We start from the raw sequence: 25,403 nt of genomic DNA, 5'->3' as shown, positions 1-25,403 counted from the left end.
TGGTCTCGTTTCAGCGTCGGAGGGAAGTGCGGTGCACCAGCGGTGGGGCGCCGAGGGACGCCACCGTTACCGCGAGGACGACGCAGACCGGCTGCAGCCAGCTGAACTCGCGCAGCAGCAACAGCTGCACCAGCACCCAGCCGATCAGCGCGTAGGCGGCGGTCAGTGTCGTCTGCGAGATTCCTGGGTCCTCGTCGGCGGCGGTGAGGGCCACGACGGTCATCGGCAATCCGACGACGAGTGCGAGCAACACGCCCGCCAGGACGGGGCTTTGCCACGGCAACCGGCTCTCGGCGACCGGACCGAGCGAGAGCGCCCCGGTGATCAAGCCGAGTGCCCCGGCGTAGGCCCAGGTGGCCAAGAAGCCCGCGATGAGGCACAGCACAGCTCGACGGGGGTCGAGGCGGTGCAGGTAGGTGCTGATCATCCTCCAAGCCTCGCGCGACGGCGCTGGTCGCAGGCAGGGCCGAAGGTCCCGGAAGCCGGGGACCCGCGTCCCGACTCCGTGTCGTCCGAGCGGCACCGGGGCAACTCGCCGGATCAAGGGGCGATCGGCCCACCTCGGCAATGACCTTGTCCTCTGCCCGCCTGGAGTCGTCGGGACGAGGCTCGATAGCGAACCGGCGTTCGCCTGGTTGATCCGACGAGGAAGGGAACGACGATGACCGACAAGAAGGCCCGGCCTACCGAACACCGCCCTCGGCCCGTACTGGCCGCGGTCGACGGGTCGGCGAATTCCTATCAGGCCGCCGCGTGGGCGGCCGCCGAAGCGGTACTGCATCACCGGCCGCTGCACATCCTCACCTCGGGCGCACTCCAGACCGGCTTCGGGCCCGGCATGTCGCTGGGGGAGGCGGACCTGGAATGGCTGCGGGTCGATGCCGAGCGGGTGGTGGGAGAAGCCGAGCGGGTCGCCCGCGCCGCAGTACCCGACGAGGACCTCACGGTCACCACCGAGGTCGCGTTCGAGCAGGCCGCGCCGCTGCTGATCAAGCGCTCGACAACGGCGGAGATCCTGGTCGTCGGCAGCCGGGGCCTCGGCGCCTTCCAGCGTGGCCTGCTCGGGTCCGTCAGCCGTGCGGCGGCCCAGCACGCGCACTGCCCCGTGGCCGTGATCCACGGCATCGCGGCGATTGATCCGGTCTCGGCGGCGCTGCCGGTGCTGGTCGGCGTGGACGGCACTGCCAACAGCGTGCCCGCTGTCGAGCTCGCCTTCGACGAGGCATCGCGCCGCAAGGTCGAGCTGGTCGCGCTGCACGCGTTCAGCGATTCCAGCGCACTGGACTTGCCCGCCTTCGGATGGGAGGTGGGCAAGCAATCGGCCGAGGCCGACCTCGCCGAAATGCTGGCCGGCTACGGCGAGCGCTACCCCGACGTGCCGGTGCGCCGGATCGTGGTCGCGAACCGTCCGGTGCGGTCGCTGGTCGACGAGGCCGCTTCGGCGCAGCTACTGGTGGTGGGTAGCCACGGCCGTGGTGGATTCTCCAGCATGCTGCTCGGCTCGACGAGCAATGCGGTCCTGCATTCGGTGGAGACCCCGACGATCGTCGTCCGCAGCAGGTGACACGTGGTGCGCCGGGCACGACGAGGTGTGCCCGGCGCACCCGATCGACCATCACGGTGCGCTGTAGGCCGGGCTGGTCGTCGGCCGTTCCCGCCAAGCACGGCAGGCGGTCGCGACGGAGTCGGCGAGTGGCGTCGCGGTGTCGACGGTGACCGCCTCCGGCCACGGTGCCGCGGTGGCGGCCATCGCGTCCGCGATCTCGGTCGTCGCGTCGGATTCGTGGCCGTGTCCGCGGCTGCCGATGCGCGCACGCGCCAGTTCGATGGGGCAGACACAGTGCAGGAGAACGAGGTCGGCGGCCACCTCGGCGGCCGTCGCCGCAGCGCGTCGCCGATCCTCGGCCGCGGTCCAGCTGGCGTCGAGGATCACCGAGACGCCGTCGGCGAGCAGCACGCGGGCGCGCCAGAGGAGCTCGTCGTAGACCCGGGCCCGGTTGGCATCGGAGTAGCGTCCGGCGCCCAGTTGCCCGATGTGGCCCGGCACCCTGTCGACCCGCGCCAGTTCTTTGCGCACAGAGTCACTGGCGAGCAGGACCGCGCCGGTCTCGGTGGCGAGTTCCGCGGCCAGGGTCGATTTGCCGGTTCCTGGTAGTCCGCCGACCAAGGTGAGCCGGACCGCGCCGCGGGCCAAGCGGTCCGCGGCGATCGACAGGTGCTTGGACAGCCGCGCACCGGCGGCCGGATCACCTTGGTCGGCGCGAATCGAATCCACTTTCGCGCGCACGGTCGCCCGGTAGGCGATGTAGTGGTCACGCAATGACGCGGGCGCGCGATCCCCGCTCGTCCGCTGGTAGTCCGCGACGAGGCGGTCGCCGAGGTCACCGTGCCCGAGGAACTCGAAATCCATGGCCAGGAAGGCTATGTCGTCCAATCGGTCGACGTAGCGCAGGCGGTCGTCGAAGTCGAGACAGTCGAGCACCCGGAAGCCGTCCGCCAGCGCGAAGATGTCCTCGGCGAGAAGATCGCCGTGGCCGTCGACCATGCGGCCGTCGGCGATTCTGCTGTCGAACAGCGGGGCCCGGCCGTCGAGGTAGCGCACAGCGGCATGGTCGATGTGCGCCAGCAGCTCGGCGTCGACGAGCTCGGCCGGTGCGGCACCGAGCGGATCGAGCAGTGCGCGCCACCGGGAGCGGACGGCGGCGGCCGTACCAGCGCGGTCGATCTCGGGTCCGCGAGCGGCCCTGTCGTGGAATCGCACGAGTAGTTCGACGAGCTCGGCCGTCGCCGCCGGAGTCGGGGCGTCGCTGCCTGCCAGCAATTCGGATAGCCGGGCGGACTCGGGCATCCGCCGCATGATCAGCACGGGTTCGGCCGCTCCACCGGCCGGGTCGCTGAGGTGCGCGACCCCGATATAGACATCCGGAGCCAATCGGCGATTCAGCTCCAGCTCCCGGGCGCAGGCCCGTTCGCGCAGCGCCGGGGTACTGAAATCGAGGAAGTCGGTGCGCAGCGGCTTCTTCACCTTGTACGCGCGGTCGCCACACAGCAGGACGACGCCGGTATGAGTCTCGTGCACCTGCGCCGGATTCGGTGTCGGGGTGAGCACGGGATCCGCCTCAGGAGGGTCCGAGGAGCGAGGCGCCCGCGGTGGCGCCGCCGTCGAGCACGAATTCCGAGCCGGTGGAGAAGGTGGCGTCGGTGACGATGAATCCGACCATCGCGGCAACCTCCTCCGGTTCGCCGAAGCGCGGAAGTGGTTGGCCCGCGGCGATACCGGGATCCATCTCGGCTGTCATCGGCGTGTGGATGGGGCCCGGGTGCACCGAGCAGACGCGAATGCCGGCGTCACCGAGCTCGATCGCCGCGGCCTTGGTCAGCCCACGCAGACCCCACTTGCTGGCGACGTAGCCGGAGATGCCGGAGTAGCCGATCAGGCCTGCCGTCGAGGAGACGTTGACGATGACGCCGTCACCCGCGGCGCGCAGCCGCGGCGCGGCCAGATGCATGCCCAGCCAGGAACCGACGAGGTTGACGTCGAGGACGTGGCGGAACTGCGCGGGCGCTTCGGATTCGACACCGCCGAAGTCGACGATGCCGGCGTTGTTCACCAGGACCGCGAGCGGACCGAATGTCGCTTCGGCGTCATCGAGCACCCGGCGCCACTCGTCCTCGTCGGTGACATCGAGGTGCCGGAAGATCGCTTGCGGGCCGAGTGCGGCCGCGACGGCGTTGCCGTCGCGTTCGAGCAGGTCGGCGACGACGATGCCGGCGCCGGTCTTGGCGAGTGTGCGCGCGACGGCCGCGCCGATACCGCGGGCGCCGCCGGTGACGACAATGCTGCGGCCATGAAGATCGGACATGATGATCAAACCTTTCGGTGGAGGTATGGCGAAGACATCGGAGTTCAGTGGCCTTCCTCGGCAACGGTGGCGAGGGCATGGTCGAGCAGCACTCGCCGTTCCGCGGCGGCGACGACCCTGCGGGTGGCATCGACGGCGTCGGGGGTCACCGAGACCGAGGTGATACCCATCCGGACGAGGTGTTCGGCGAAGGCAGGGCGGTTCGAGGGGGCTTGGCCACACAGCGAGGACGTGATGCCGTGCCTGCGTGCGGTGGCGACGATCTGGGAGATCGCGTCCAGCACCGCGGGATCGGATTCGTCGAACAGTTCGGCGCACTGCTCGGAGTCCCGGTCGACACCGAGCATCAGCTGGGTGAGATCGTTGCTGCCGATGGAGACGCCGTCCACGCCGAGCCCGACGTATTCGGGAAGCCAGTGCACCACGGACGGGACCTCGGCCATCACCCACCGATGCAGGCCACGCTGTCTGCCCAGCGGGCTCGCGTCGATGAGTTCGAGGCAGGCCTCGAGCTCCCAGCGGGTGCGCACGAACGGAATCATCACGTGCAGGTTCGGGTGGCGCTCGCGCGCGACGGCGAGCGCGGCCAGCTCCGTCGCGAACAGGTCGGGTTCGCGGATGTAGCGGTAACAGCCGCGGTAGCCGATCATCGGATTGTGTTCGACGGGTTCGTACCGCTCGCCGCCACGCAGCGCGCGGAATTCGTTGCTGCGAAAGTCGGTGGTGCGGTAGACGACCGGTCGGGTGCCGAACGGCTCGGCGATGCGATGCAACGATTCGCTCATGCGATCGACGAAGAGCCGCTGCTCGCCGCCGGCGATGAGATCGCGCGGGTGGCGGCCGTCCAGGGCTGTGGTGAGCAGTGTTTCGGCGCGGAGCAATCCGACACCGTCGACCGCTTCCGCCGCAATCCGCGCGGCGTGCTCCGGGGTCGCGAGGTTCACATAGATCTTGGTCGCGGTGGTGTCCGCGGACGGGGCAGGCCGTCCGGCGGCCGTGGGTATCGAGGCGGCGGCGAGGCCGCCCGCGACGACTTCGCCGGTCGACCCGTCGACCGTGACGAGGGTGCTCGCGGCCAGGGTCGACGTAGCGTGGCGGGCGCCCACGATGCAGGGGATGCCGAGTTCGCGGGCCACGATGGCGGCATGGCAGGTCATGCCGCCGCTGTCGGTGACCACCGCCGCGGCGCGAGCCAGGGTCGGCAGCCAGTCCGGGTTGGTCATCGGCGCGACGAGCACCTCACCGTCGCGCAGCTGAGCGCCCTCGTCCGGCGAAGCCAGCACTCGCGTGCGTCCCGATGCCCGGCCTGGCGCGGCGCCGACACCTCGGATCAGCACCGTGGGTGCGGATGCGCCGACTTGTGCCGGCTCGTTCGCGCCGGTCGGCGTGGTGATAGGTCGGGCTTGGACGATCCACAGATCGGTCTCGTCGAATGCCCACTCGATGTCCTGCGGGACGCCGTGGTGATGGGCTTGCACTGCGAGAGCCAGCTCGGCGACGGCGTGTGCGCGGTCCTCGGTCAGGACGGGCTCGGCGGACTCGGCGTCGGGAACTGCCACCCGCCGATCGCCGTCGGGCCCGGCGACGATGGCCCAATGCTGTTGTCCGACACGGGTGTGCAGCAGGGTCGGACCCGCGGCATCGAACAGGTAGGTGTCGGGTTCGACTTCGCCGGACACCACGACCTCGCCTTGGCCGCGGGCCGCTTCGACCACGACCCGATCGCGTCGTCCGGTGGTCGGATCGGCGGTGAAGGCCACGCCGGAGCATTCGGCGCCCACCATCGTCTGGACCACGACCGCCATCTCCGGCTGCCCGCGCATGCCGCGCCGCGCTCGGTAGGTGATCACCCGAGGTGTGAACAGCGAGGCCCAGCAGTCGACGACGGCGCGTAGCAGCGCCTCGTCACCGCGCACGTTGGTGCGCGTGACATTCATCCCGGCGAACGACGCACTCGCACTGTCCTCGCCGATCGCCGAGGAGCGCACCGCCACGGCCACGTTGGCACCGAGTGCGTGGTAGGCCGCCAGAACGGGCGCGCGGACGGCGTCGTCGAGATCGGTGGCGCGCACCAGCGCCGTCATGCGGTCGCACAGCTCGGCTATCCCAGCGGTGTCGGCGCCTGCCGCCATGGCAAGGCCGTGCAGACGGGCGAGTTCGGACCCCGCGGGGCCATCGGTGAGTGTGTGCTCGTAGGCGGCCGACAGGATCACGAACCCCGGGGGTACGGGCAGCCCGGCGGCGACGAGCTCGCCGAGGTTGGCGCCCTTGCCACCGGCGCGATCGGCGTCGGTCAGCCGCAAGCCGCCGAACTCGGTGACGAATTCGCCCATGTCGATTCCTCGTTTCCGGCTGGTCGTCGGTCTGCTTCCAGCCTCGTCGCGGACCCGATCGGTCGATACGGCCGAAGGTCCCGGCCGGGCGCTGGCATTGGTCCTCGCCGGTCCTTCGGCGAGTCCTCGGTGGGCGGCCTCGACGGCAGCCGTCGGCGCCGGGATGGTCCTGGGCAACAGGGGCACGAAGGCTACTCGGGCGGTGCCGTTCGGATCTGCCGCCGAGACGGCGCGGAGCCGATGATCGAGACATGAACAGCACGACTCGCGTGGACGACAACGGCGTCGGACATGTTGCTCGTACCGGCACGACGACGTGACGGGTGCGGCACCCGATTCGGTGTGGTGGGCCACTCGTCACTGATCCGATGGCCGCTGCGCCGGCTGTGCGCCCGGGGTGACTCGGCTACGGCCGAAGTGCCGTGCACTTGCCGAGTGCTGGCCTCGGCGGTGATGACCTTGTCCGATCAGACGATCAGGGAGAAACATTATGCCGAACCACCACGATCCGCTGGCTCCGGCCGTCCACACCGCCCATGTGTGGCTGCGTGCCGTCGCCGAGAGCCTCGACACCGACGATCGCCGCTTCGCGTTGCGCGCGCTGCGCGCATGGTTGCATACGGTGCGCGACCGGATCGGGATCGACAGTTCCGCGCACCTCTCGGCGCAACTGCCCGAGCTGCTGCGCGGTATCTACTACGAGAACTGGGTGCCGTCACATGTTCCTGTGCGGCACGGGCTGCGCGAGTTCCTCGCCCAGTTCGCCCGCGAGACCGGGATCGAACCGGGCGAGGTTCCCGCCGTCGTGGCGCCGGTGACGTTCGCCTTGGAGGAGCTGTTCTCGCCGGGGCTGCTCAGCCGCATCTTCGCCGCGATGCCGATCGATCTGTACCGCGTCTACTACGGAGCGACCTCGGATATCGCGGGTGAGCTGCGACTTCCCGACGATGCCGACACCGCGCAACAGCCTGCTCCGGACCGTGTCACAGAGGTCGCACTCCACGTGGCGGCCTTGACCGAGGCACTCGCGGTCCTCACCCGGGGCTTGGAGCACCTGCCGACCGAAGGCACCGACGACGACACGCGCACTGCCGAGGCCGCACGGCGCGCGCACGACCTGCTGCTGGCCGCTGGTCTGGTCGGACCCCGGCAGTCGGATGCGGTGCGCAGGATTCGATGATCGAGCGGGACGTGCTCGACCGGATTCCGAATCGGGCACGACTCCTCAGCTGGCGAGCGGCACATCCCAGGATTGTCCTGCCCCGAGGACACGCTCGAGGTCCTCGACGCAGACCCGGATCGGGTCGGCCGTGCTCGGGTGCAGCCGAAGCCGGACGTGGGTGTGGTTGACGATGACGGTGACCGGTTGGCCGCGATAGGAGACGGTGAATTCCGCTTCGGGTAGTTCGGCAGGCAGGACCGGATGGAGCCGGAGCACGCCGTGGCGTGTCTCGATGCCGCAGTAGCAGCGCAGGACCATGTCGGCGGTGCCGGCCATCGCGCCGATGTGCACTCCCTCCCGGGTGGTCCCGTGCTGGGTGTCGGCCAGATCCGCGTCCAGTGCTCGGGTGAACAGCGACCAGGACGCCTTGCGGTCGGTGCGGGCCAGCACCCAGGCGTGCGCGAGACGGCTCAGCGTGGACCCGTGACTGGTTCTGGCCAGGTAGTACTCGACGGTCCGGGGAATGATCTCCGGCGGCAGCGAATAGCCCAGCCGTTCGAGGATGTGCCGTAACTCCTCGGCGGAGAAGAGATAGAACAGCATCAGCACGTCCGCCTGTTTGGACAGCTTGTAGCGATTGGGCGTATCGCCTTCCGCGTGCAGGATCAGGTCGAGCCGTTCGATGTTGCCGTAGCGCGCACGGTAGGTGTCCCAATCGAATTCGGCGAGCGTCTCATAGCCCTCGAACTGGCTGATCATGCCGTCGCGGTGAAAAGGCACTCGCATTCGCCTGCTGACGCGGTCCCAGTGGACCGGTTCGCCAGCCCGCAGCCGCAGTCGATTCCACAGGGGTGCGCAATCGCGGCCGTCGAGTAGCCGAACCACGTCGTGGGCGCGCGCCAGCGTCCAGGCGGCGAGGACATTGGTGTACGCGTTGTTGCGCAGCCCAGCTCCGGGCGTATCCGGTCCACCGTCGTGATATTCGTCCGGACCCATCACGCCGTCGATATCGAACCGGTCCTCGGCTGGGTCGTAGACGGCCATCGAGGCGAACGAGCGGGCCACCTCGACGATGATCTCGGCGCCGACGTCGATGAGAAACAGGTCGTCACCGGTGACCTGGTAATACTGCCAGATGCTGTACGCCACGGCCAGCCCGACATGGCGTTGCCTGCGCGAATGGTCCGCCATCCACGTGCCGTTGCGAACGTTGAACAGTTCGGCCGGTGCTTCCTCGCGGCCGTCACTGCCGCTCCGCCAGGGAAAGAGAGCGCCGTCGAGCCCGGCCGCGCGGGCCGCGTCGCGGGCCCGCGGAAGGCGCTCATAGCGATAATGCAGCAGCGCTCGGGTCAGTTCGGGCTGGCGCAGCGTCAGCATCGGGTAGACGAACACTTCGTCCCAGAAGACGTGGCCGCGGTATCCCTCGCCGTGCAGACCCCTGGCCGGCACGCCGACATCGAGGTCGGTCGTGCTGACATGCACCGTCTGCAACACGTGGAACACGTGCAGATTCAGGGCGAGGCTGTGCTTGTGACGCTCGCCCAGACGGATCGCGAAACGGTCCCAGAGCCGGGCCCAGGCCCTGACGTGGGCATCACGCAGGGCCGCGGCATCGCCGACCCGCCCGATCCGGTCCGCGGCGGCCAGCGCGGCGGTGGAGATACCCCGGTCTCGTGAGGTGCTGACGGCGGCGACCATCTCGACCGTAACCGGGGCGGCGCTGCCCACTCGCACGGTCGTGACGACGCCCGGCCGGGATGGCTGGTCGAGGAAACCGCGGTCGACGAGGGTGCCGCGGATCCGGGTGCGGACGGCCGTGGCGATCGTCAGGCGCGATTGCAGGGTGGTCGTTTCGTAGAGCACGGTGTCGTCATCGAGCCTGCGATGGCGGCCGGGTTCGAGATGCACGGCGGTCAACGCGTGGTCGGCGCCGACATTGCGGTTGCGTACCCGCCCCTCGATCGCCGACTCCACGACGAGTTCGCCGTCCCAGTTGTGCGCGTGCACCGACACTTCCAGCACCGCCACCCAGGGCTCGGCCATCGAATGGAACCGCCGTGTGGTCACCGTCGTGTGCCTGCCTCGGCGATCCTCGTACCGGTCGAGGCAGGTCAGTACTCCGGCGCGCAGGTTCAGATCCTGGTGATGGCTGATCAGATCGGGTGAGTCCGGCCGCAGCATCGTCCCATCGGTGTGCCGTACGACCACCCAGGTCCAATCCGGCGTGTTCACCAGATGTTCGGTCTCCACCACGCGCTCCTCTACCGTCGAGGTGCACCGGTTGTAGATCCCGGCCAGATAGGTTCCGGGGTAGTGGATGCCGTCGGGTCCCGTGCCAGGCGTGGCCGCCCGGCTGGCCCAGTAGCCGTTACCGGTGGTGCACAACGCTTCCCGCGTTCCTTCCCTGGCCGGATCGACATCGTCGTAGATCAGGTTCCAGCCACCGGAACTCGCGGGCACAGCGCCACCACACCACCGGGTGCCCACCACCGGAAGCGGGTCGTCGTCGGAGAGGGTCAGCGCCAGATCCGACAGATCGGTGACGATGATGTCGGCCCCGACCTCGGCGAGACGGGCACCGGAGCCTGTGCGATCGACACCGATGACGAGCCCGAACCTGCCATCGACGGCTGCTTGTACCCCGGAGGTGGCGTCTTCGAGCACCACCGCGTCGAGTGGTTCGACCCCCAGCCGGTGCGCGGCCTCGAGGAACATCGCCGGATCGGGTTTGCCTGCCAGCGCGTAGCGACGCGCGTCGTTTCCGTCGACGCGCACGGTGAACGCGTCAGCCAGTCCGGCCGCCGCGAGCACGGCACTACTGTTGGCGCTGGCCGTGACCAGCGCGGTCGGCACGCGGGCCCCGGTGAGCCGATGCAACAGGTCGGCGGCATCGGGAAAGACACGGACGCCGGATCTGGCGAGTTCGGCCGCGAACAGTTGCTGTTTGCGGGCCGCCAGTCCGGCCACGGTCAGGCAGTCCGGCGGGTCCGCCGCGGAGCCCTCGGCCAGGGGAATGCGCCGCTCGGCCAAGAACATACGGATGCCGTCGCTCCGGCTGCGTCCGTCGACGAAACGCCGGTAGTCGGCGTCGATATCGAACGCGCGGACGTCGTCGCCGGTCAGCCGGGGCAGGACTTCGTCGAACAGCTGTTTCCATGCCACGGCATGCACCGTCGCGGTGTCGGTGACGACACCGTCCATGTCGAACAGCACCGCGCCGAACCCGTTCGTGGTGCGGCCGGGTGCGGCCGGGAGGGGCGTCCGGCGGATCACCATGGTGGCCGCAATCGCTCACTGTCCACAGTTCGATCCTGCCCAATGGCGCACGACCAGGGAAGTGTCGTTGGGCGGGCGCAGGATTGCCCGAAGTCCTTCCGACCGGGGACATCGTGCCCTTATCTCCGCACCGGTGCTGCTGGCACCGTGAAATCGGACGAACTTCGACGAAGGACGAGACACCATGAAACGCGGACTGCCCGACGACACCACCGTGCACGCGGCGCTGACGCTCGCCGGGCGCGCGCCGTCCGTCCACAACGTCCAGCCGTGGCGCTGGCGCATCGCCGACCACAGCATCCACCTCTACCTCGATACCCGGCGCGCGCTGCCGGCCGCCGATCCCGACCACCGTGACATCGTGATCAGTTGCGGTGCGGCGCTGCACCATCTCGCGGTCGCGGTGACGGCCCTCGGATGGGCACCGGTGATCCACCGGATTCCCGACCCCGCCGAGCCGGACCACCTGGCCGCGGTGACCCTGGTGCCCCACCGGCCCACCGCGCTCGAGATCGAGCTCAGCAAATCCATCACCCGCCGCAGAACCGACCGTCGGCACTACACCTCCTGGCCGATCCCGTCCGGGTACCTCAGTCTGTTCGTCGAACGGGCCGCGACACTCGGTGCCGTCCTGCGCCGGATCGAGGACCGGGGACCCGTGCAGGCCGCCGCCCGTGCGGCGAGCCGGATCCATGCGAACGACGACGCGTATCGGTTCGAACTCGCGATGTGGTCGGGCAGACACGGTAGCGACGACGGTGTGCCTGCGCGCAACACCGTGCTGCCGACCACGGTCGACGACTTTCCACCCAGGAAGTTCGCGGCGGCGGAATTCGCCGACCCGGCGACTCAGCCGGACCATGCCGAGCTGCTCATCATCGGCACCTCGGCCGACGATCGAGCGTCGCGACTGCGGGCCGGTGAAGCGATCAGCAGCGTCCTGCTGACCGCCACCGGGATCGGGCTCGCCACCTGTCTGCTCACCGAGCCACTCGAACTCGCCGACCAGCGCGCGAGGATCCGTGGGGAACTGCTGCACGACACCGCCTATCCGCAGGCCATACTGCGCGTCGGCTGGGCACCCACCAGCGCCGACGTCCCCCCGGAAACACCGCGCCGCCCGCTCGCCGACCTGTTGCTGACCGACGACGAGGAGTAGCGATGGCCACCGCCACCCGGCCCGATATCGCCACTGTCCGTGCGGTATTCGAGCGCGCCTCCCGTGCGCCTTCACTACACAACGCGCAGCCGTGGCGCTGGCGGTGGGACGGCACCGCCGCGGCGCTCTTCGTGGATGCCGACCGGCTCCTGCCTGCTACCGACATGTTCAATCGGGAAGGCGTGCTCGGCTGCGGGGTGATGCTGCACCACGCCGAAGTCGCCTGGGCCGCTGCCGGCTGGGAGACTCGCGTGGTCCGGTTCCCCGAGCCGAGCGTGCGCGCGCACGTCGCCTCGCTGGAACCCGTGCGGTACCGCGCACCCGCCGAGCCGCAGCTGTCCCTCGGCGAAGCGGTCGACCGACGCTACAGCGACCGGATGCCGATGGACGCGCCGCAGGGCTGGGCGGTGACCAAGGACGTCCTGGATTTCCTCACCCGTCGTTCCGGTGTCACCGCGACCTTCCTGGACCCGGTCGAATCGGTGGCGCTGCAAGGTATTTCGGAACTGACGACTCGCTTCCGCCGGTACGACCCGAAGTATCAAGCGGAGCTGAGTTGGTGGACGGCGGGTCCGGAGCCGGCCGGAACCGGCGTGCCCGCCGCGGCATTGCCCTCGTTGCCCGATCGTGCCCACGTTCCGGTCGGCCGCGAGTTCCCCTCCGGCACAGCCGAATCGGCAGATGGTGTCGACGATGCGGCAATGGTCGCGGTCCTGTCCACCACCGGCGATTCGGCTGCGGATCTTCTCGACTGCGGCTCCGCGCTGTCGGCGGTGCTGCTCGAGTGCACGGTCCAGCACCTGTCCACGTGCACCGTTTCCCATGTGGTGGAGATCCCGGCTGCCCGTGCGCGACTGGCAGATCTCGTCGGGCAGGCCTATCCGCAAGTCCTGGTGCGCATCGGCACCGCCCGATCGGACCGGCCGCCGGGTACCTCGACCCCACGCCGCTCGATCGACAGCATCCTTCAGATCCAGAAGTACTGAGCAGACCTAGGAGAACGACATGAAACTCACCGATGTGTTCGACACCGCGAAAGACGCGATGGCCGTCGAGCGGGTGTACGCCGAGCCGGTCGAACGTGACGGCACAACGCTGATCGGTGTGGCCGCGATCTCCGGTGGAGCCGGCGGTGGCGGTGGGTCGGACGCCGATGGCGAATCCGGCTCCGGTGCCGGCTTCGGGATCGGCGCGAAGCCCGTCGGTGCGTTCGTCATCCGCGACGGCAAGGTGAGCTGGCTGCCGGCGGTGGATGTGAACCGGCTGATCGTTGTCGCCGGTGTCGTCACGCTGGCCGCGCTCGCGGTGGGAGCTCGCTACCTCGGCAGACAATGCACAGAGTGAATTCCGGGCAGCAGCGATTCCAGCATCGCGATGTCGAAGACATCGGTGCCCGGGCGCAGCACCGTCGCCGCTGCCGCCGCCACCCCGACTTCGCAGGCGCGCGCGACACTGTCGCCGCTGACCAGCCGATGGGTGAGTGCCGCGACCAGGCTGTCGCCCGCGCAGGCATCGCTGCGTGGCGGTGTCGGCAGGGTCGGTGCGCCGATGCGATGGTGTCCGTGCCTGTCGGAGCAGACCGCGCCGAGCGCCCCGACCGTGGTGATCGCGTAGTCGCACGCACCCTGGTCGAGGAGCACGATGTTCGCGGCCTGGGCGTCGGCCGGGGTGCTGATCGGGCGCCCTAGTACCGCGGCGGCCTCTCTTCGGTCCAGCCGCAGCAGGAAGACATGCTCGTTCAGCATCGTGGTCAGCTGGGTACCCGCGATGTCGGCGACGAGCTTCGCCCCCCGGCTGCGAACGGCGCGGGCGATATCGGTGCTGAACGCATCACGCAGGCCTGGAGTCGCGCTGCCGGACAGGACGAAATAGTCGCAGCCCTGCGCGGTGTCGGCGACTGCCGCCAGGCAGCGACGTTCCTCGTCGACAGTCAGCACCGGTCCCGGTGCCACGATGTGGTAGCTGCGACCGTCGGTGTCGTCCGCGACGACGAATGCTTCGCGGGTGTCGCTGGAGATCGCGATGGGAACATGCGGCAGTCGTTCCTCGTCCAGCAGCCGGTTCAGCCGGGCGCCGACCTCGCGGCCCGCTGTGTGCACGGCGAGGGCGGTGCCGCCCAGTGTGCGAAGACACCGGGCCACATTGATTCCGCCGCCCCCGGCACGAACAGAGCGTATCCGCGCGCGTGTCTTGCCTTCCGGGACAAGCGCGGGCACCTCCAGCGACATGTCCACGGTCGGGTTGACCGTGAAGGTGGCGACGGGGATGGCGTTCGGTGCGGACATCAGGTGCGCCTCCCGCCGAGGACGGTGGTGTCGTCGGTGTCGGAGGCCCCCGGGAGCGAGCGGGTGGTCGCCGCGGCCGACCGATCGGCCCGTCGTACCGAAACATACGCCGTGATCACCGTCGCCAGCACCACGAATTCCACGCCGAGGATGAGAAGGAACAGCCAATGCATGATCGTTGCCTCGACGTGGCCGGATCGTCGCTCAGGGGTGGGTGATGCTGATCGGGGCACTCGGCAGGTCGAGCGCTCGGGCGATCAGGCCGGACCATTCCCGGATGGCCCGCCAGTCGCGCAGATCGCCGTAGCGTGTCCCCCCGAGCAGCCGGTACATGGCTCGCGCTCGCCACGAGACGCCGGCACGCTCGTACCGGCCGGCGAACGCGGCATAGTCGCGCGGTTGGAGCGCGGTAATGGCGGCCGCGATCTTGCGGGGAATCTGGCGTCCGATCCGACGACCCAGCGGGCCGCGCAGCGCAGGGCCGAGACCCACGGTGAACAGCCACACCTTCTTGTCCGCCAATGTCGGCTGGTTGTTGCGGATGTAGGCCGACGCTTCGGGCAGCAGATCCATGTCATGGATCGCACTGCCGATGACGACGACGTCGATGCCGGTCAGGTCGGGTGCGTGTTCGATGTCATGGAGCTCGGCGTGCGCGCTGTGCGCGCCGAGGTCATCGGCGATGAACTCGGCGATATCGCGGGTCGAGCCCTGCGCGGTGGCATACAGAACAGCGATGCGGGGAGAAGATGTCGATGTCATGGTTCCAGCCTCACGCGCGGCGCACGAACCGAGCAGAGCCATGATGCCCGCATCGTCGGGACCTATGGCACCGTGCGGCGCACAGGTGACCATCGCGCGCCGCACCGGGACTTTCGGCTCTGCACCCGGGCCCGGGCAACGGGCGACGATCGAGCGATGACCAGTGATTCCGCGCCCGCGATCGTCGTCACGGGGTTGACCAAGCGATTCGGCCGCACCACCGCGCTGGATGCCCTCGATCTGACCGTCCGGACGGGCGAGGTGCACGGCTTCCTCGGGCCCAACGGCGCGGGCAAGACCACGGCCATCCGGATCCTGCTCGGCCTGCTGCGCGCGGACGGCGGCTCGGCCCGAGTCCTCGGCGCAGATCCCTGGGCCGATGCGGTAGCCGTGCACGCCCGGCTCGCCTATGTGCCCGGCGAGGTCACCCTCTGGCCGGGCATCACCGGTGGCGAGACGATCGATCTGCTCGGCAAGCTGCGTGGCGGCATCGATCCTGGGCGCCGAGCCGACCTGCTCGAGCGGTTCGATCTCGATCCGGCGGTGAAAGGCCGCGCCTACTCCAAAGGCAATCGGCAGAAGGTCGCGTTGATCGCTGCCTTGGCGTCGGACGCCGAGTTGTACCTGTTCGACGAACCCACCGTCGGTCTCGATCCGCTCAAGGAGGTGGAGTTCCAGCGCTGTGTGCGCGAGCTGGCGCGCGAAGGGCGCACAGTGCTGCTGTCGAGCCACATTCTCGCCGAGGTCGAGGCGCTGTGTGACCGGGTGAGCATCATCCGCCACGGCCGCACGGTGGACAGCGGTTCGCTGGCCGAACTACGGCAACTGCGCGGCACCACCGTCGATGTCGAAACCGAGCGATCCGCCTCGCCGCTGGCGTCACTGCCGGGAGTGCGCAACCTGAGCGTCGACGGTCGGCGAGCGCGTTTCGATGTCGACTCGGTGGCATTCGACAGTGTCCTGCGCGTGCTCGCGGATCTGGGTGTCGTCGAGATGACCAGCACCAGACCAACTCTGGAAGACATCTTCCTGCGCCACTACGCCGATGATCCCGTGGTGGTGGTGTCGTGAGTACCGCGATCGCCGCTCCCGCGGGCGCCGGAGTCACGGGCACTGCCATCTTGGTGCGCTTCATGACGCGCCGGGAGCGGTGGATCCTGCCCTGGTGGCTGTGCGGGATCGGTGCCCTGCTGGCGGTGCAATCGGTGAGCAGCCAGGGCTTCTACGATTCTCCGGCGAAGCTGGCCCAGTTGCGTGCCATGATGAGCGCGAACGCCGCGGCCGTGGCGATGGGTGGACCGACCCGGCTGCTGGACACGATCGGCGGGGAAGTCGTCTTCGAGATCTTCGCCTACCTCGCGATCACGGCCGCGCTGATGAACATGTTCCTGATCGGCAGGAACACCCGGTCCGACGAGGAATCCGGCCGTGCCGAACTGATCAGGTCGATGCGGGTGGGACGCCATGCGCCGATGGTGGCCGCGCTGGCTGTCGCGCTGATCTCGGACGCAGCCGTCGCCGTGCTCGTCTGCGCCTCCGCGGTACTGACCGGGTTGCCGGTCGCAGGATCTGCCGTGCTCGGTGCCGCAGTGGGCGGCGTCGGGTTCACCTTCGCCGCCGCGACGGTGGTGGCGGCACAGATCTTCGAAAACCCGCGCACGGTCTACGGTTCGGTGACCGCGCTCATCGCCGTGGCCTATGTAGCGCGTGCCGTCGGTGACGTCGGCCCGGAAGCGATGTCGTGGGCGTCGCCGATCGGCTGGGGGCAACGCACGTACCCGTATGTCGCGGACCTCTGGTGGCCGACCACCTTGTTCCTCGTTGCCTCGGCGGCGCTGATCGCCGTCGCCTTCCTGCTGGTGGACCGGCGTGATTTCGGGGCGGGGCTGATTCGATACCGGGCCGGACGCGCCACCGCGTCCTGGCTGCTCGGTTCGGCGGTCGGACTGGTCTGGCGATTGCAGCGCGCGACGATAGCGGGCTGGTGTGTCGGTGTTTTCCTGCTGGGTGTCGCCTACGGGTCCTTCGCCGACAGCATCGATCAGTACCTGCGCGACAACCCCGAGATTGCGGCCTATCTCGCGGGAGGTGCCGGGGACGCCGTGGATTCGTATCTGTCGTTGACGCTGTCGATTCTCGCGTTGTCGGCCGCCGCGTACGGCACCGCAGGCGTCCTGCGCGCCCGGTCCGAGGAATCCGCCGGGCGTTCGGCGTTGGTTCTCGCGCAGCCGGTCGGTCGTGGTCGATGGTTGACCAGCCATCTGGCGGTGGCGATGACCGGCAGCGCCATGGTGCTGGTCGCCGGTGGTGCGGGCGAGGGCCTGGCCTATGGAGTGACCGTGCACGATCCGGGCCAGGTGCTACGCCTGGCCGCTGCCGCGGCCGCTTATGTTCCACCGGTCTGGGTGATCGTGGCCGTCGCGGCGGCCGCGGTCGGGTGGTGGCCGAACGGCGCGCCGACGTCGGCGTGGATCTACTACGGGTACGTCGTCGCGGCGTTGATCTTCGCCGACGCGTTCGATCTGCCCGGCTGGGTAGGTGCGGGTTCCCCGCTCGACCACGTTCCGATGGTGCCGCTCGATGATGTCGATCCCCGCGCCCTGCTGGTGTCGGTCGCGGTGGCGGCGGGAATTGCGGGGTTCGGCATGCTCGGATTCCGGCGCCGCGATCTGATCGGCTGAGGTGATCACGATGACAACAACCACGTTCCGTATCGACGGCATCGCGTCGTACGCCGCGAGACTGTGGCGATGCCGGCCATGGAACACCAATCCGCTCATGCGATGGCCGGATCGGGTGCTCGCCGCGGCCAGAGTGTGCGCGGTTGCGTTGATGGTGATCTCGGTGCCGATCGCCGGCGCGGTAGGAACCGTCACCTACTCCGACGCGGCGGCCGACATCCGCGCCGAACGCGCCGCGCTGACGGTCGTGCACGCCACCGTTCTGGAAACCCCCGAGCGCACCCCCGACCACACCTACCAGGCCCGGGTGAGCTGGCCCGGCGAGTCGGGACCGGTCGGCGCCACCGTCGCCGTCGCACGGGAGACGGCCGAGGGAGCCAGTATTCCGTTGTGGCTCAACGAATCCAGCACTCCAGTCGCTGCTCCTGGAGAGCCGGCCGCGGCCGTGATGAACGGAATCGGCGCGGCCGCGGTGGTCCTGGTCGGCGCCGCATTCGGGGGGTGGTGCCTGACCTTCCTGGCGGAGCGTCTGGTGGCGCGTCGGCGGTCCGTCGTCTGGGAACGTCAATGGTCTGCGCTGGACGGCGTTGGTACGGAGGGCGACCGGTGAGTACCTCGCGCACCGTTGATCGGTCGCCGGGAACTGCCACGAGCGAGGGTCGGCCCGCTGAGAACGTCCACCACAGTTTCCGCACTAGGCGAATCGCGTGGTGAGCTCCGTCGAGATCTCGTAGTGGCGCAGCAGGAATGAGCGTTCGTCGAGTTTCTTGCGCCGCAGCCAGCTGGTCACCTCGGCGTTGCATTTGCTGGAGTTGCACGACGCGCACGCGGGCACGACGTTGCCGAGTGTGTAGCGGCCGCCGCGCGAGATGGCTTGCACACAGTCCTTCTGCAGCGAGGTGGCGGCGGAGCCGCAGTAGGCGCACCCGCCCCAGGACGTCTCGAGCGCGTCCCATTGGGCGTCGGTGAGGTCGTGGGTGACGCGCGCCATCCGCTTCTTGCGTTTGCGCGCGGCGCGAACCTGTTTGCTACCGCCAGTCGGCACGAACCGAGAATACGCGTCCCGATGGTCGACAGGTCGGAGGCGGAGCGGTCTCGGCAGGTCAGTCACCTGGCGCGCGCACCACCCGGATTACCGGCGGATGCCGGAGGCTCCGGCCGACGACGCAGTATCGCTCGGTGAGGTCGGCGAGCTTCGCCAGCGCGGCCGCGTCCACGTCGGCGGAGGTCGTGACGGTGATCGTCACCGTGATCGGTGACACTCCGACCTCGGCGGTCCGGTCGATGCCGAGGGTGCCGGTGGCGTCGAAGGATCCGGTCGCCTCGACCTCGGCACCGATGATCGGCAGCGCCATCACGGTGGCGACGCTGCGGCAGGTCACCCCCGCGCAGGCGGCCAGCGCCTCGAGCAGCATGTCACCCGAGCAGGCATCCGAACCGTCGCCACCGGTGGCTGGATGCAGGCCGGCGCGCACCGGACCCGCGAACGTCCGCACCGTGCAGGTGACGCCGGGGTCGGCGAACGAACCCCCACCACGCAGCGGTGTGATCGCGGCGGCCGGATCGTCCCGGTACCGCTGTTTCACCGAAGCTTGCTGGGCCTTCAACTCCGCCGCCGTGGTCATCTTCTCCAGAGTAGGCCGTCGTGACGGCTCGAGATCGGTCCCGCGAGCTGCGCGGAACGTTGAACAGCGCAGGGCGACCTTGGTACCTTGAGATCGGGGACCGCCGTTCGGACCGGTGCACCGTGTGGGGCCGCCGCCCGAGCACGATCAAGGGGCGCAGTCGATGCCGGTATTCATGGTGGAGCGGCAATTCGCCGAACAGCTCGAGGTGGCTCCGGAGACCGCCGCGGAGATCAACCGGGTCAACGACGAGTTCGGCGTGCGCTGGCTCAGTTCCTTCCTGTCGCTGGACAAACGCAAGACGTTCTGCCTGTACGAGGCCGACAACGTCGACGCGATCCGCGCCGCCGCGGTCCGGGCCGGCATCCCGGCCGACGCCATCATGGAACTGTCCGGCACACTCACGCCGGACGGCGCCTTCGCGCCGCTGTCGGCGGACGGGTCGGTCGCCGGCTAGAGCAGTCCGTGCTCGGTGGCGAAGATCGCGGCCCTGGTGCGATTGGGCGCTGCCGTCTTGATCAGAATGCTGCGCACATGATTGGCGGCGGTGTTGGCGCTGATGAACAGACGCTCGCCGATCTCGCGGTTGGACAGACCGTCGGCCACCAGCCGGAGCACGTCCACCTCGCGGTCGGTGAGCCCGTTCGGCAGGGACACGCGCTCGGCGCGGGGCGCCGGGTCCGCGTCCAGATCCCGCAGAATGCGGCGGTGTCCGATCCGGCGGGCCAGCGCGCGCGCCTCGGTGGCGAGGTCGGCGGCGGCAGGTCCGGGCCCGGCGTCGGGGTGGCGGAGCCGGTGCCTGCACCACGCCGCCAGCGTTTCGGCCTGATGGGTCACCGCGCCCATCCGTCGGTCCATCGCGAGAGCGCGTTCGAAGTGCTGGTCGGCACTTCGCGCGCCGAGTACGGAGTCGAGCTCGGCGAGATAGCGATCCGCGCTGCCGAACACCGCGACGCTGGCGCCTGCCATCAGGTTGGCCCCGGTGTACTCGGCCAGCAACGGGCGCAGCGTCGCCGCCACCGCGGTGTCGTCCAGCCCGACCGCGGCCTCGGCGGCGAATGCCAGCACCCCCGCCCATTGCGCGCCGAAACGGTGATCGCCCAGCCGGTCGCACAGGTAGGTCAGCACGCGCGCGGCCGGCTGCCACATCTCCAGCTCCGTGTACAGGGCCAGTAGGCCCGGCAACCAGTGATCGTCGAAGCTCTCGTGCCCGGAGACGAGCGGACGAACCTGCTCCAGGCCATCGGTGACCCGCCGGAGCATGAACTGCTGCACACCCCATGATCCCTCGGTGGCGCCGCCGAACTCGTGGGCGAATTGGTCGTCGAGCCAGTCGCTGATCCGCTCGGTGCCCGCGAAGTCGCCGACCGCGAACCGGTGCGCGCAGCGCGAGCATCCGGCGACATACCGGAAGAACGGCTGACCTCGGGCCAGCGCCAGCTCGGTCAGATCGCGCTGGGCACTACTCCAGGCCGCCTCGTCGCCGAGCAGGTAGGCGAACACCGCACGGTGAAACGCGGCGGGACCCCGGTAGTCGTCGTCGCCGAGGCGCGCCCCGATCTCGTTGAGCTCGACCGCCCGGGCCAGCAGCTCGGGGGCCAGGTCCGGGCGGATGCCCTGCCACAGCGTCGTGCTCAGGGCATGGGCGAGAAGCTCCGCATCGCCGATGGCCCTGGCACGCGCCAGCGCATCTTCGCCGATCCGGCGGGCCCGCCGGGAATCGCCGGTGAACGACGCGGCACGTCCCATGCTCGCGCGAGCGCGTACCGACAGCGGATCGTCGTGATCCAGCGCGGCGGCGCTCAGCGCCTCGCTCAGCAGCGCCAGCGAGCGCTGACCACTCGCGGAGGGCCGCCACGACGCGTTCTCGTGCCCGATGGCGGCGGCCAGCCGGACGCGCGGGTCCCCATCCGTGGCGAGCTCCTCGTAGAGCCGACGGGCGGTCGGGAAGTCACCACCGTGCAGATGACAGCGCGCCGCCGCCGAGAGGAGTTCGACCCGGGTCGGTCCGTGCGCGACGTGCACCTGCGCGGCGCGCTCGTACAGCACCGCCGCCTCGCGATGGGCGATGCCACGCTCGGCCTGGCGGGCCGCGAGCACCAGATAGTGCACCGCCTTGTCCGCGTAGCCTAGGGCGCGGGCCCGGAAATAGTGATGTGCCAGCGCGGCCACCCGCGTCGGGTCCCGCTGCTCGACGGCCAGCGCGACCCGGGCGTGCGCGGCCGCGAGATCGCCCGCCGACATCCGGTCGAGCACGGCCTGGCGGGCCAGGGCGTGCGCGAATCGATAGCCGCCGTCCGCCGCACCCGCGACGAGAAGTCCGGCGCGCACGCCGAAGTCGATCCCCGCGAGGACCTCGGTCGAGTCGAGGCCGTCGGCCAGGATCTCGGGGTCGACGACGTCGCCGGCGACCGCGGCCAGCTCGATCACGCGCGCGTGGTCGGCGTCGAAGGCCGCCAGCCGGCGGGCGAGCGCATCCTGGACCGATCGGGGTGCGGCGACGCCGGAACGTACCGCGGCCAGGCCACCGCGGCTCGCCAGGTCGTGCCAGTACTCCTGGAGGAAGAACGGGTTCCCGCCGGTGTGGTCACGCAGTACCGGCGCGGCCGACCTCGCCGCCTCGCACGACACCCCGGCGGCCCGGACGAGGTACTCGACCACATCCTCGGTCCCGAGCCCGACGAGGTCGATCCGGGCGACACCGTCGAGGCGATGCAGATCCGCGAGGGCGAAGCTGACCGCATCCGTGCGGTCCGGGGCGGTCGTCCGCAGGGTCGCCAGCACGAGCAGCTGCTCGCCGGCCGTGGACTCGACCAGATGCGTCAGCATCGCCAATGTCGGTTCCGAGGCCCACTGCAGATCCTCGAGGACGATCACCAGGGGACGGCGCTCGGCGGTCGCCAGCAATACCCGCAGGAGAGCATCGAACAGGGCGGGCCGGGAGTCTCGGTCACCCGGATTCGGTTCCGCCGACGGCCAGTACCGCGCCACGCGGGTGGTCAGCCGCAGCAGCGGGGCGGCCGCCGCGGGGGCGATACCGCGCAGGACTTCCGGCGGGGTCTGCTCGATCGCCTGCTCGAGAATCGCGACGAAGGGGCGGTACGGAATGTCGAGGTCTTCGCGGCACGCGCCCCACAGCACCGCGGCACCGTGCGCGCGCAGTGCCGCGGCCGCCTCGCTCACCAGCCGGGTCTTGCCGACGCCGGGCTCGCCGCCCACGAAGACGACCTGCCGCCGATCGTCCTCGACCGCTGCCCAGACGGCCTCGAGCCGCGCGACTTCCGCGCGACGACCGACAAAGGCCGTGTCACTTCTCGGCGGAGCCGATTCCGTCACTTCTCGACCATAGCCGGATTCGACGCCCACCGAGATAGTCCGATCTGACCCCCTCCCGACCGCGCCGATTCGATCAGATCAGGTCAGGCGCCCAGCGCCGGCTCTCCGTAGCGTCACAGCTGACGCCGAGCGAGGAGCACACCATGGCAACGACGATCGAGGACCTGCCCATCGAGGTCGCCCAGGGCGAGTTGGTGACCCGGTACATCGAGTGGGGCGACATGGCGATCCGGCACGCCAGCGTGCCGGCCGGGACCGACTTCGGCCCGGTCCTGCACGGCCTTCCCGACGACCGCTGCCCCAGCCCGCACTGGGGAATCGTGCTGGCAGGGTCGTTGCGACTCGAGCACGCCGACGGCACGGTCGAGACCGCGAACGCCGGCGAGGTCTACTTCTGGCCGGCCGGGCACACCGCCACCTCCGCCGGGGGAGCGGTCTTCCTCGAGGTCGGACCGGTGGCGCAGATGCGTCAGTTCCACGACCACGTACTGCGCTTGTTCGGCTGATCGTCACCTCGGCTCGACCCGACCTCCAGGGAGCAGAAATGAACGGCACGCCAGCACTGACCATGCTCGAAGCGGTCCGCGGCGAGGTGATCACGGCGCAGTCACCCGGCTACGACGAGGCTCGCTCGGTCTACAACGGGATGATCGACCGGAAACCCCTCGCGATCGTCGGCGCGGTCGATGTCGCCGACGTGCGCACCTCCGTCGACGCCGCCCGGGAGAGCGGACTCGACCTCGCCGTCCGCGCGGGCGGGCACAGCGTCCCGGGTTTCGGCACCGTCGACGACGGCATCGTCGTGGATCTCGGCGCCATGAAGGGTATCCGCATCGATCCCGAGCGGCGGACCGCCCGGGTGCAGGCCGGCTGCACCTGGGGCGACTTCGACCACGCCGCGCACACTTTCGGCCTCGCCACCACCGGCGGCATCATCTCGACCACCGGTGTGGCCGGCCTGACTCTCGGCGGCGGTATCGGCTACCTCGCCCGCGCCTACGGGCTCTCCATCGACAATCTCCGGTCCGCCGATGTCGTCCTGGCCGACGGCACCTTCGTGACCGCGAACGCGACCGAGCACCCCGACCTGTTCTGGGCACTGCGCGGCGGCGGCGGCAACTTCGGTGTGGTGACCGACATGGAGTTCGACCTGCACCCGGTGGACACCATCTACGGCGGACCCATGTTCTTCGAGCTCGACGCCGCCGAAGAACTGCTGCGGACCTACCGCGACTGGATCGCCGCGGCTCCGCGCGCGATGGGTGCCTTCCCGGCGTTCCAGATCGCCCCACCGCTACCTTTCATCCCCGAAGACCGGGTCGGTGCGCCCTTCTTGCTCCTGGTGTCGTGCTTCAACGGCAGCGACGAGGAGGGCGAAGCGCTGCTCGCGGACCTGCGAGCGGTCGCGGCGCCGGTCGCCGAGCACGTGGGCCGGATGCCCTACCCAGCCCTCAACAGCGCCTTCGACGCGCTGCTTCCCGCCGGGTTGCAGCACTACTGGAAGGCGGCGTTCCAGCCCGAGCTCACCGACGGCGCCCTCGCCGCCCACCTCGCGTTCGGTCCCCGGGTCCCCGCCATGCAGTCCACCATGCACCTCTACCCGATCGACGGCGCCGTCCACGACGTCGCGGCGGACGCCACCGCGTTCGCCTACCGAAACGTGAACTTCGCTCCGGTCATCGCCGGCATGTGGCCGGATCCGGCCGACAACGAAGCCAATATCACGTGGGTGCGCGACTACTATGCCGCGCTCGAGCCGCACACCGCTGACGGCGGCTACATCAATTTCATGGCGTCCGACGACCAGCGCCGCATCCGCGCCAACTACGGCCCGAACTACGACCGTTTGGCGACGGTCAAGAAGGCCTACGACCCGGCCAACCTGTTTCATCTCAATCAGAACATCGCACCGGCCGGGTAGGGCCACCACCGGTCCCCGAGTGAACCGGGCCGACGGTAGGCCCGGCCGACCTCGGCGGGAGTTCGAAAAACGACGAAAGTCCCTGGGCGGATGGACCGTCGGCTCTGCACTGATATCGACCGCCGCGGCAGGGTGGGTGTGGGTCGGCACCACCTCGGTGGTGCGAGTGCACGAGCTGAGGACGAAGAGTTGCTACCGATATCGCAAGCGTGGTCGTCGACGAGATACCCCGAGATAGCCGTACGCGCCGCCGGATGCGTGCCGAAACTCGAGGGTCAGCGCTTTGCCGGAGCGGTCGCCCGGCTGCTTCGCAAGCATGGTGTCACCGGTGGCGCCCGGCTGCGGATCGCCGGCGCGCAGGGCGGTGATCCGCCGATGTTGGTGCAGGTCAATCTGAGTATCGGCGGGCCAGCCCGAATCCAGGTGCCGACGAGCGGTCCGGGCGACGCGCTGCCGGTTGTCACCCGGGTCGAAGAGAGTCTGACCCGTCGGGGGTCGAGCTGGCGGCCCCGCCCGTGGCCGGATCCGGCGCGGCCTGCCCTCGAGGTGGCGGCGCCGGGACGGCTGGCACGCCGAAAGACGGTGGTTCCGGCCAGGTGCGGCCCCGCTGCGGCGGCGCAGGTGATGGACGCGATGGACTACGACGCGCATCTGTTCGTCGATGCCGAGACCGGCCAAGATGCTGTCGTCTATCGTGCCGGACCGTCCGGAGTGCGCCTGGCTCGTCAACGTGAGCTCCGTCCGCCATGCGGCGGTTTCGGCGCGGACATCCCACCGATCATCCTGACCCCTCGGTGTGCACCGGTACTCGCCGAATCCGAGGCGATGAGCCGGGTGGCCGAATACGGGCTCCCGTTCCTGTTCTATACCGACGCCAGTCGCGGGCGTGGCCAACTGCTCTATCGCCGATACGACGCCGACCTGACTCTGCTCACCCCTCGCTGATTCCGGGGCCCGCGACGGCGCACCCGGACCTGGTGAATCCCTTCCTCGACATCGA

Annotated in this window: 23 protein-coding genes; 12 read left to right on the top strand and 11 right to left on the bottom strand. The window is 69.6% G+C overall.

Annotated elements, in window-relative coordinates:
* Positions 1-10 precede the first annotated feature (10 nt).
* On the bottom strand, positions 11-427 hold the full coding sequence (locus NV348_RS35090) for a hypothetical protein (RefSeq protein ID WP_447150782.1): 417 nt from the start codon (positions 425-427) through the stop codon (positions 11-13).
* Positions 428-661: 234 nt separating this feature from the next.
* Here NV348_RS35090 and NV348_RS35085 point away from each other — a divergent pair, with 234 nt between their 5' ends.
* Positions 662-1,564 (top strand): universal stress protein, encoded by a 903-nt coding sequence (locus NV348_RS35085; protein WP_447150781.1) that lies wholly within the window; start codon positions 662-664, stop codon positions 1,562-1,564.
* 51 nt (positions 1,565-1,615) lie between these two features.
* On the opposite strand, the gene NV348_RS35080 is transcribed toward NV348_RS35085, so the two are convergent.
* From NV348_RS35080 to ppsA, 3 genes are read right to left on the bottom strand one after another with little or no spacing between them, the layout of a single operon-like run.
* Positions 1,616-3,109 (bottom strand): bifunctional aminoglycoside phosphotransferase/ATP-binding protein, encoded by a 1,494-nt coding sequence (locus NV348_RS35080; RefSeq protein WP_447150780.1) that lies wholly within the window; start codon positions 3,107-3,109, stop codon positions 1,616-1,618.
* Between the two features lie 10 nt (positions 3,110-3,119).
* A complete protein-coding gene (locus tag NV348_RS35075; RefSeq protein ID WP_447150779.1) occupies positions 3,120-3,863 on the bottom strand; it encodes an SDR family NAD(P)-dependent oxidoreductase in 744 nt (247 codons plus the stop codon).
* Between the two features lie 44 nt (positions 3,864-3,907).
* Positions 3,908-6,196, bottom strand: a complete 2,289-nt coding sequence (gene ppsA / locus NV348_RS35070) for a phosphoenolpyruvate synthase (protein WP_447150778.1) — start codon at positions 6,194-6,196, stop codon at positions 3,908-3,910.
* Positions 6,197-6,686: 490 nt separating this feature from the next.
* Here ppsA and NV348_RS35065 point away from each other — a divergent pair, with 490 nt between their 5' ends.
* Positions 6,687-7,376 carry a DUF2267 domain-containing protein gene (locus tag NV348_RS35065; RefSeq protein WP_447150777.1) on the top strand — a complete coding sequence of 230 codons (690 nt, stop codon included), beginning with the start codon at positions 6,687-6,689 and terminating at the stop codon, positions 7,374-7,376.
* 45 nt (positions 7,377-7,421) lie between these two features.
* Here NV348_RS35065 and NV348_RS35060 read toward each other — a convergent pair whose 3' ends face one another.
* Positions 7,422-10,634 carry a beta-phosphoglucomutase family hydrolase gene (locus NV348_RS35060; protein ID WP_447150776.1) on the bottom strand — a complete coding sequence of 1,071 codons (3,213 nt, stop codon included), beginning with the start codon at positions 10,632-10,634 and terminating at the stop codon, positions 7,422-7,424.
* A gap of 184 nt (positions 10,635-10,818) precedes the next feature.
* Between NV348_RS35060 and NV348_RS35055 the strand changes: the two genes are divergently transcribed.
* Genes NV348_RS35055 through NV348_RS35045 form a run of 3 tightly spaced genes read left to right on the top strand, consistent with a single transcriptional unit; the run spans position 10,819 to position 13,137 of the window.
* Entirely contained in the window at positions 10,819-11,793 is a 975-nt protein-coding gene (locus NV348_RS35055; RefSeq protein WP_447150775.1) for an Acg family FMN-binding oxidoreductase, read from the top strand.
* A 2-nt stretch (positions 11,794-11,795) separates the two neighbouring features.
* On the top strand, positions 11,796-12,779 hold the full coding sequence (locus NV348_RS35050) for an Acg family FMN-binding oxidoreductase (protein WP_447150774.1): 984 nt from the start codon (positions 11,796-11,798) through the stop codon (positions 12,777-12,779).
* 19 nt (positions 12,780-12,798) lie between these two features.
* Positions 12,799-13,137, top strand: a complete 339-nt coding sequence (locus NV348_RS35045) for a spore germination protein GerW family protein (RefSeq protein WP_447150773.1) — start codon at positions 12,799-12,801, stop codon at positions 13,135-13,137.
* Here the strand turns inward: NV348_RS35045 and NV348_RS35040 are convergent.
* Genes NV348_RS35040 through NV348_RS35030 form a run of 3 tightly spaced genes read right to left on the bottom strand, consistent with a single transcriptional unit; the run spans position 13,110 to position 14,840 of the window.
* Positions 13,110-14,078, bottom strand: coding sequence for a 1-phosphofructokinase family hexose kinase (locus NV348_RS35040; RefSeq protein WP_447150772.1), 969 nt, complete (start codon positions 14,076-14,078; stop codon positions 13,110-13,112). The two genes, NV348_RS35045 and NV348_RS35040, sit on opposite strands and share 28 nt — an antisense overlap.
* On the bottom strand, positions 14,078-14,251 hold the full coding sequence (locus tag NV348_RS35035) for a hypothetical protein (RefSeq protein ID WP_447150771.1): 174 nt from the start codon (positions 14,249-14,251) through the stop codon (positions 14,078-14,080). Before NV348_RS35035 ends, NV348_RS35040 begins: the two co-directional genes overlap by 1 nt.
* Positions 14,252-14,282: 31 nt before the next feature.
* Positions 14,283-14,840, bottom strand: coding sequence for a flavodoxin domain-containing protein (locus NV348_RS35030; RefSeq protein ID WP_447150770.1), 558 nt, complete (start codon positions 14,838-14,840; stop codon positions 14,283-14,285).
* Positions 14,841-14,996: 156 nt separating this feature from the next.
* Here NV348_RS35030 and NV348_RS35025 point away from each other — a divergent pair, with 156 nt between their 5' ends.
* From NV348_RS35025 to NV348_RS35015, 3 genes are read left to right on the top strand one after another with little or no spacing between them, the layout of a single operon-like run.
* Positions 14,997-15,911 (top strand): ABC transporter ATP-binding protein, encoded by a 915-nt coding sequence (locus tag NV348_RS35025; RefSeq protein ID WP_447150769.1) that lies wholly within the window; start codon positions 14,997-14,999, stop codon positions 15,909-15,911.
* Entirely contained in the window at positions 15,908-17,521 is a 1,614-nt protein-coding gene (locus tag NV348_RS35020) for an ABC transporter permease (protein ID WP_447150768.1), read from the top strand. Before NV348_RS35025 ends, NV348_RS35020 begins: the two co-directional genes overlap by 4 nt.
* A gap of 10 nt (positions 17,522-17,531) precedes the next feature.
* On the top strand, positions 17,532-18,131 hold the full coding sequence (locus tag NV348_RS35015) for an Rv1733c family protein (RefSeq protein WP_447150767.1): 600 nt from the start codon (positions 17,532-17,534) through the stop codon (positions 18,129-18,131).
* Positions 18,132-18,215: 84 nt separating this feature from the next.
* On the opposite strand, the gene NV348_RS35010 is transcribed toward NV348_RS35015, so the two are convergent.
* A complete protein-coding gene (locus NV348_RS35010; protein WP_447151216.1) occupies positions 18,216-18,512 on the bottom strand; it encodes an HNH endonuclease in 297 nt (98 codons plus the stop codon).
* Between the two features lie 112 nt (positions 18,513-18,624).
* A complete protein-coding gene (locus NV348_RS35005) occupies positions 18,625-19,146 on the bottom strand; it encodes an OsmC family protein (RefSeq protein WP_447150766.1) in 522 nt (173 codons plus the stop codon).
* A 163-nt stretch (positions 19,147-19,309) separates the two neighbouring features.
* On the opposite strand from NV348_RS35005, the gene NV348_RS35000 reads away from it, so the two are divergent.
* Positions 19,310-19,603, top strand: a complete 294-nt coding sequence (locus tag NV348_RS35000) for a DUF4242 domain-containing protein (RefSeq protein ID WP_447150765.1) — start codon at positions 19,310-19,312, stop codon at positions 19,601-19,603.
* Here the strand turns inward: NV348_RS35000 and NV348_RS34995 are convergent.
* On the bottom strand, positions 19,600-22,482 hold the full coding sequence (locus NV348_RS34995) for an ATP-binding protein (protein ID WP_447150764.1): 2,883 nt from the start codon (positions 22,480-22,482) through the stop codon (positions 19,600-19,602). The genes NV348_RS35000 and NV348_RS34995 overlap by 4 nt on opposite strands.
* 143 nt (positions 22,483-22,625) lie before the next feature.
* On the opposite strand from NV348_RS34995, the gene NV348_RS34990 reads away from it, so the two are divergent.
* The 3 genes from NV348_RS34990 (at position 22,626) to NV348_RS34980 (ending at position 25,348) form a co-directional block, all read left to right on the top strand.
* Positions 22,626-22,988, top strand: a complete 363-nt coding sequence (locus tag NV348_RS34990) for a cupin domain-containing protein (protein ID WP_447150763.1) — start codon at positions 22,626-22,628, stop codon at positions 22,986-22,988.
* Between the two features lie 38 nt (positions 22,989-23,026).
* Complete coding sequence (locus tag NV348_RS34985) at positions 23,027-24,403, top strand: FAD-binding oxidoreductase (protein WP_447150762.1); 1,377 nt, start codon at positions 23,027-23,029, stop codon at positions 24,401-24,403.
* A 258-nt stretch (positions 24,404-24,661) separates the two neighbouring features.
* Entirely contained in the window at positions 24,662-25,348 is a 687-nt protein-coding gene (locus NV348_RS34980) for a sigma 54 modulation/S30EA ribosomal C-terminal domain-containing protein (protein ID WP_447150761.1), read from the top strand.
* The last annotated feature ends 55 nt before the right edge of the window (positions 25,349-25,403 follow it).

The sequence above is a fragment of the Nocardia fodinahabitans genome, assembly GCF_052983615.1.
The sequence above is the reverse complement of the archived record's forward strand: the minus strand, read 5'-3'. Positions and strand labels throughout refer to the sequence as shown.

What these genes read in the sequence shown, in the direction of transcription:
- NV348_RS35090 (WP_447150782.1), bottom strand. Translation starts at nt 427, where the DNA reads ATGATCAGCACCTACCTGCACCGCCTCGACCCCCGTCGAGCTGTGCTG.
- NV348_RS35085 (WP_447150781.1), top strand. Translation starts at nt 662, where the DNA reads ATGACCGACAAGAAGGCCCGGCCTACCGAACACCGCCCTCGGCCCGTA.
- NV348_RS35075 (WP_447150779.1), bottom strand. Translation starts at nt 3,863, where the DNA reads ATGTCCGATCTTCATGGCCGCAGCATTGTCGTCACCGGCGGCGCCCGC.
- ppsA (WP_447150778.1), bottom strand. Translation starts at nt 6,196, where the DNA reads ATGGGCGAATTCGTCACCGAGTTCGGCGGCTTGCGGCTGACCGACGCC.
- NV348_RS35065 (WP_447150777.1), top strand. Translation starts at nt 6,687, where the DNA reads ATGCCGAACCACCACGATCCGCTGGCTCCGGCCGTCCACACCGCCCAT.
- NV348_RS35060 (WP_447150776.1), bottom strand. Translation starts at nt 10,634, where the DNA reads ATGGTGATCCGCCGGACGCCCCTCCCGGCCGCACCCGGCCGCACCACG.
- NV348_RS35055 (WP_447150775.1), top strand. Translation starts at nt 10,819, where the DNA reads ATGAAACGCGGACTGCCCGACGACACCACCGTGCACGCGGCGCTGACG.
- NV348_RS35050 (WP_447150774.1), top strand. Translation starts at nt 11,796, where the DNA reads ATGGCCACCGCCACCCGGCCCGATATCGCCACTGTCCGTGCGGTATTC.
- NV348_RS35045 (WP_447150773.1), top strand. Translation starts at nt 12,799, where the DNA reads ATGAAACTCACCGATGTGTTCGACACCGCGAAAGACGCGATGGCCGTC.
- NV348_RS35040 (WP_447150772.1), bottom strand. Translation starts at nt 14,078, where the DNA reads ATGTCCGCACCGAACGCCATCCCCGTCGCCACCTTCACGGTCAACCCG.
- NV348_RS35035 (WP_447150771.1), bottom strand. Translation starts at nt 14,251, where the DNA reads ATGCATTGGCTGTTCCTTCTCATCCTCGGCGTGGAATTCGTGGTGCTG.
- NV348_RS35030 (WP_447150770.1), bottom strand. Translation starts at nt 14,840, where the DNA reads ATGACATCGACATCTTCTCCCCGCATCGCTGTTCTGTATGCCACCGCG.
- NV348_RS35025 (WP_447150769.1), top strand. Translation starts at nt 14,997, where the DNA reads ATGACCAGTGATTCCGCGCCCGCGATCGTCGTCACGGGGTTGACCAAG.
- NV348_RS35015 (WP_447150767.1), top strand. Translation starts at nt 17,532, where the DNA reads ATGACAACAACCACGTTCCGTATCGACGGCATCGCGTCGTACGCCGCG.
- NV348_RS35010 (WP_447151216.1), bottom strand. Translation starts at nt 18,512, where the DNA reads ATGGCGCGCGTCACCCACGACCTCACCGACGCCCAATGGGACGCGCTC.
- NV348_RS35005 (WP_447150766.1), bottom strand. Translation starts at nt 19,146, where the DNA reads ATGACCACGGCGGCGGAGTTGAAGGCCCAGCAAGCTTCGGTGAAACAG.
- NV348_RS35000 (WP_447150765.1), top strand. Translation starts at nt 19,310, where the DNA reads ATGCCGGTATTCATGGTGGAGCGGCAATTCGCCGAACAGCTCGAGGTG.
- NV348_RS34990 (WP_447150763.1), top strand. Translation starts at nt 22,626, where the DNA reads ATGGCAACGACGATCGAGGACCTGCCCATCGAGGTCGCCCAGGGCGAG.
- NV348_RS34985 (WP_447150762.1), top strand. Translation starts at nt 23,027, where the DNA reads ATGAACGGCACGCCAGCACTGACCATGCTCGAAGCGGTCCGCGGCGAG.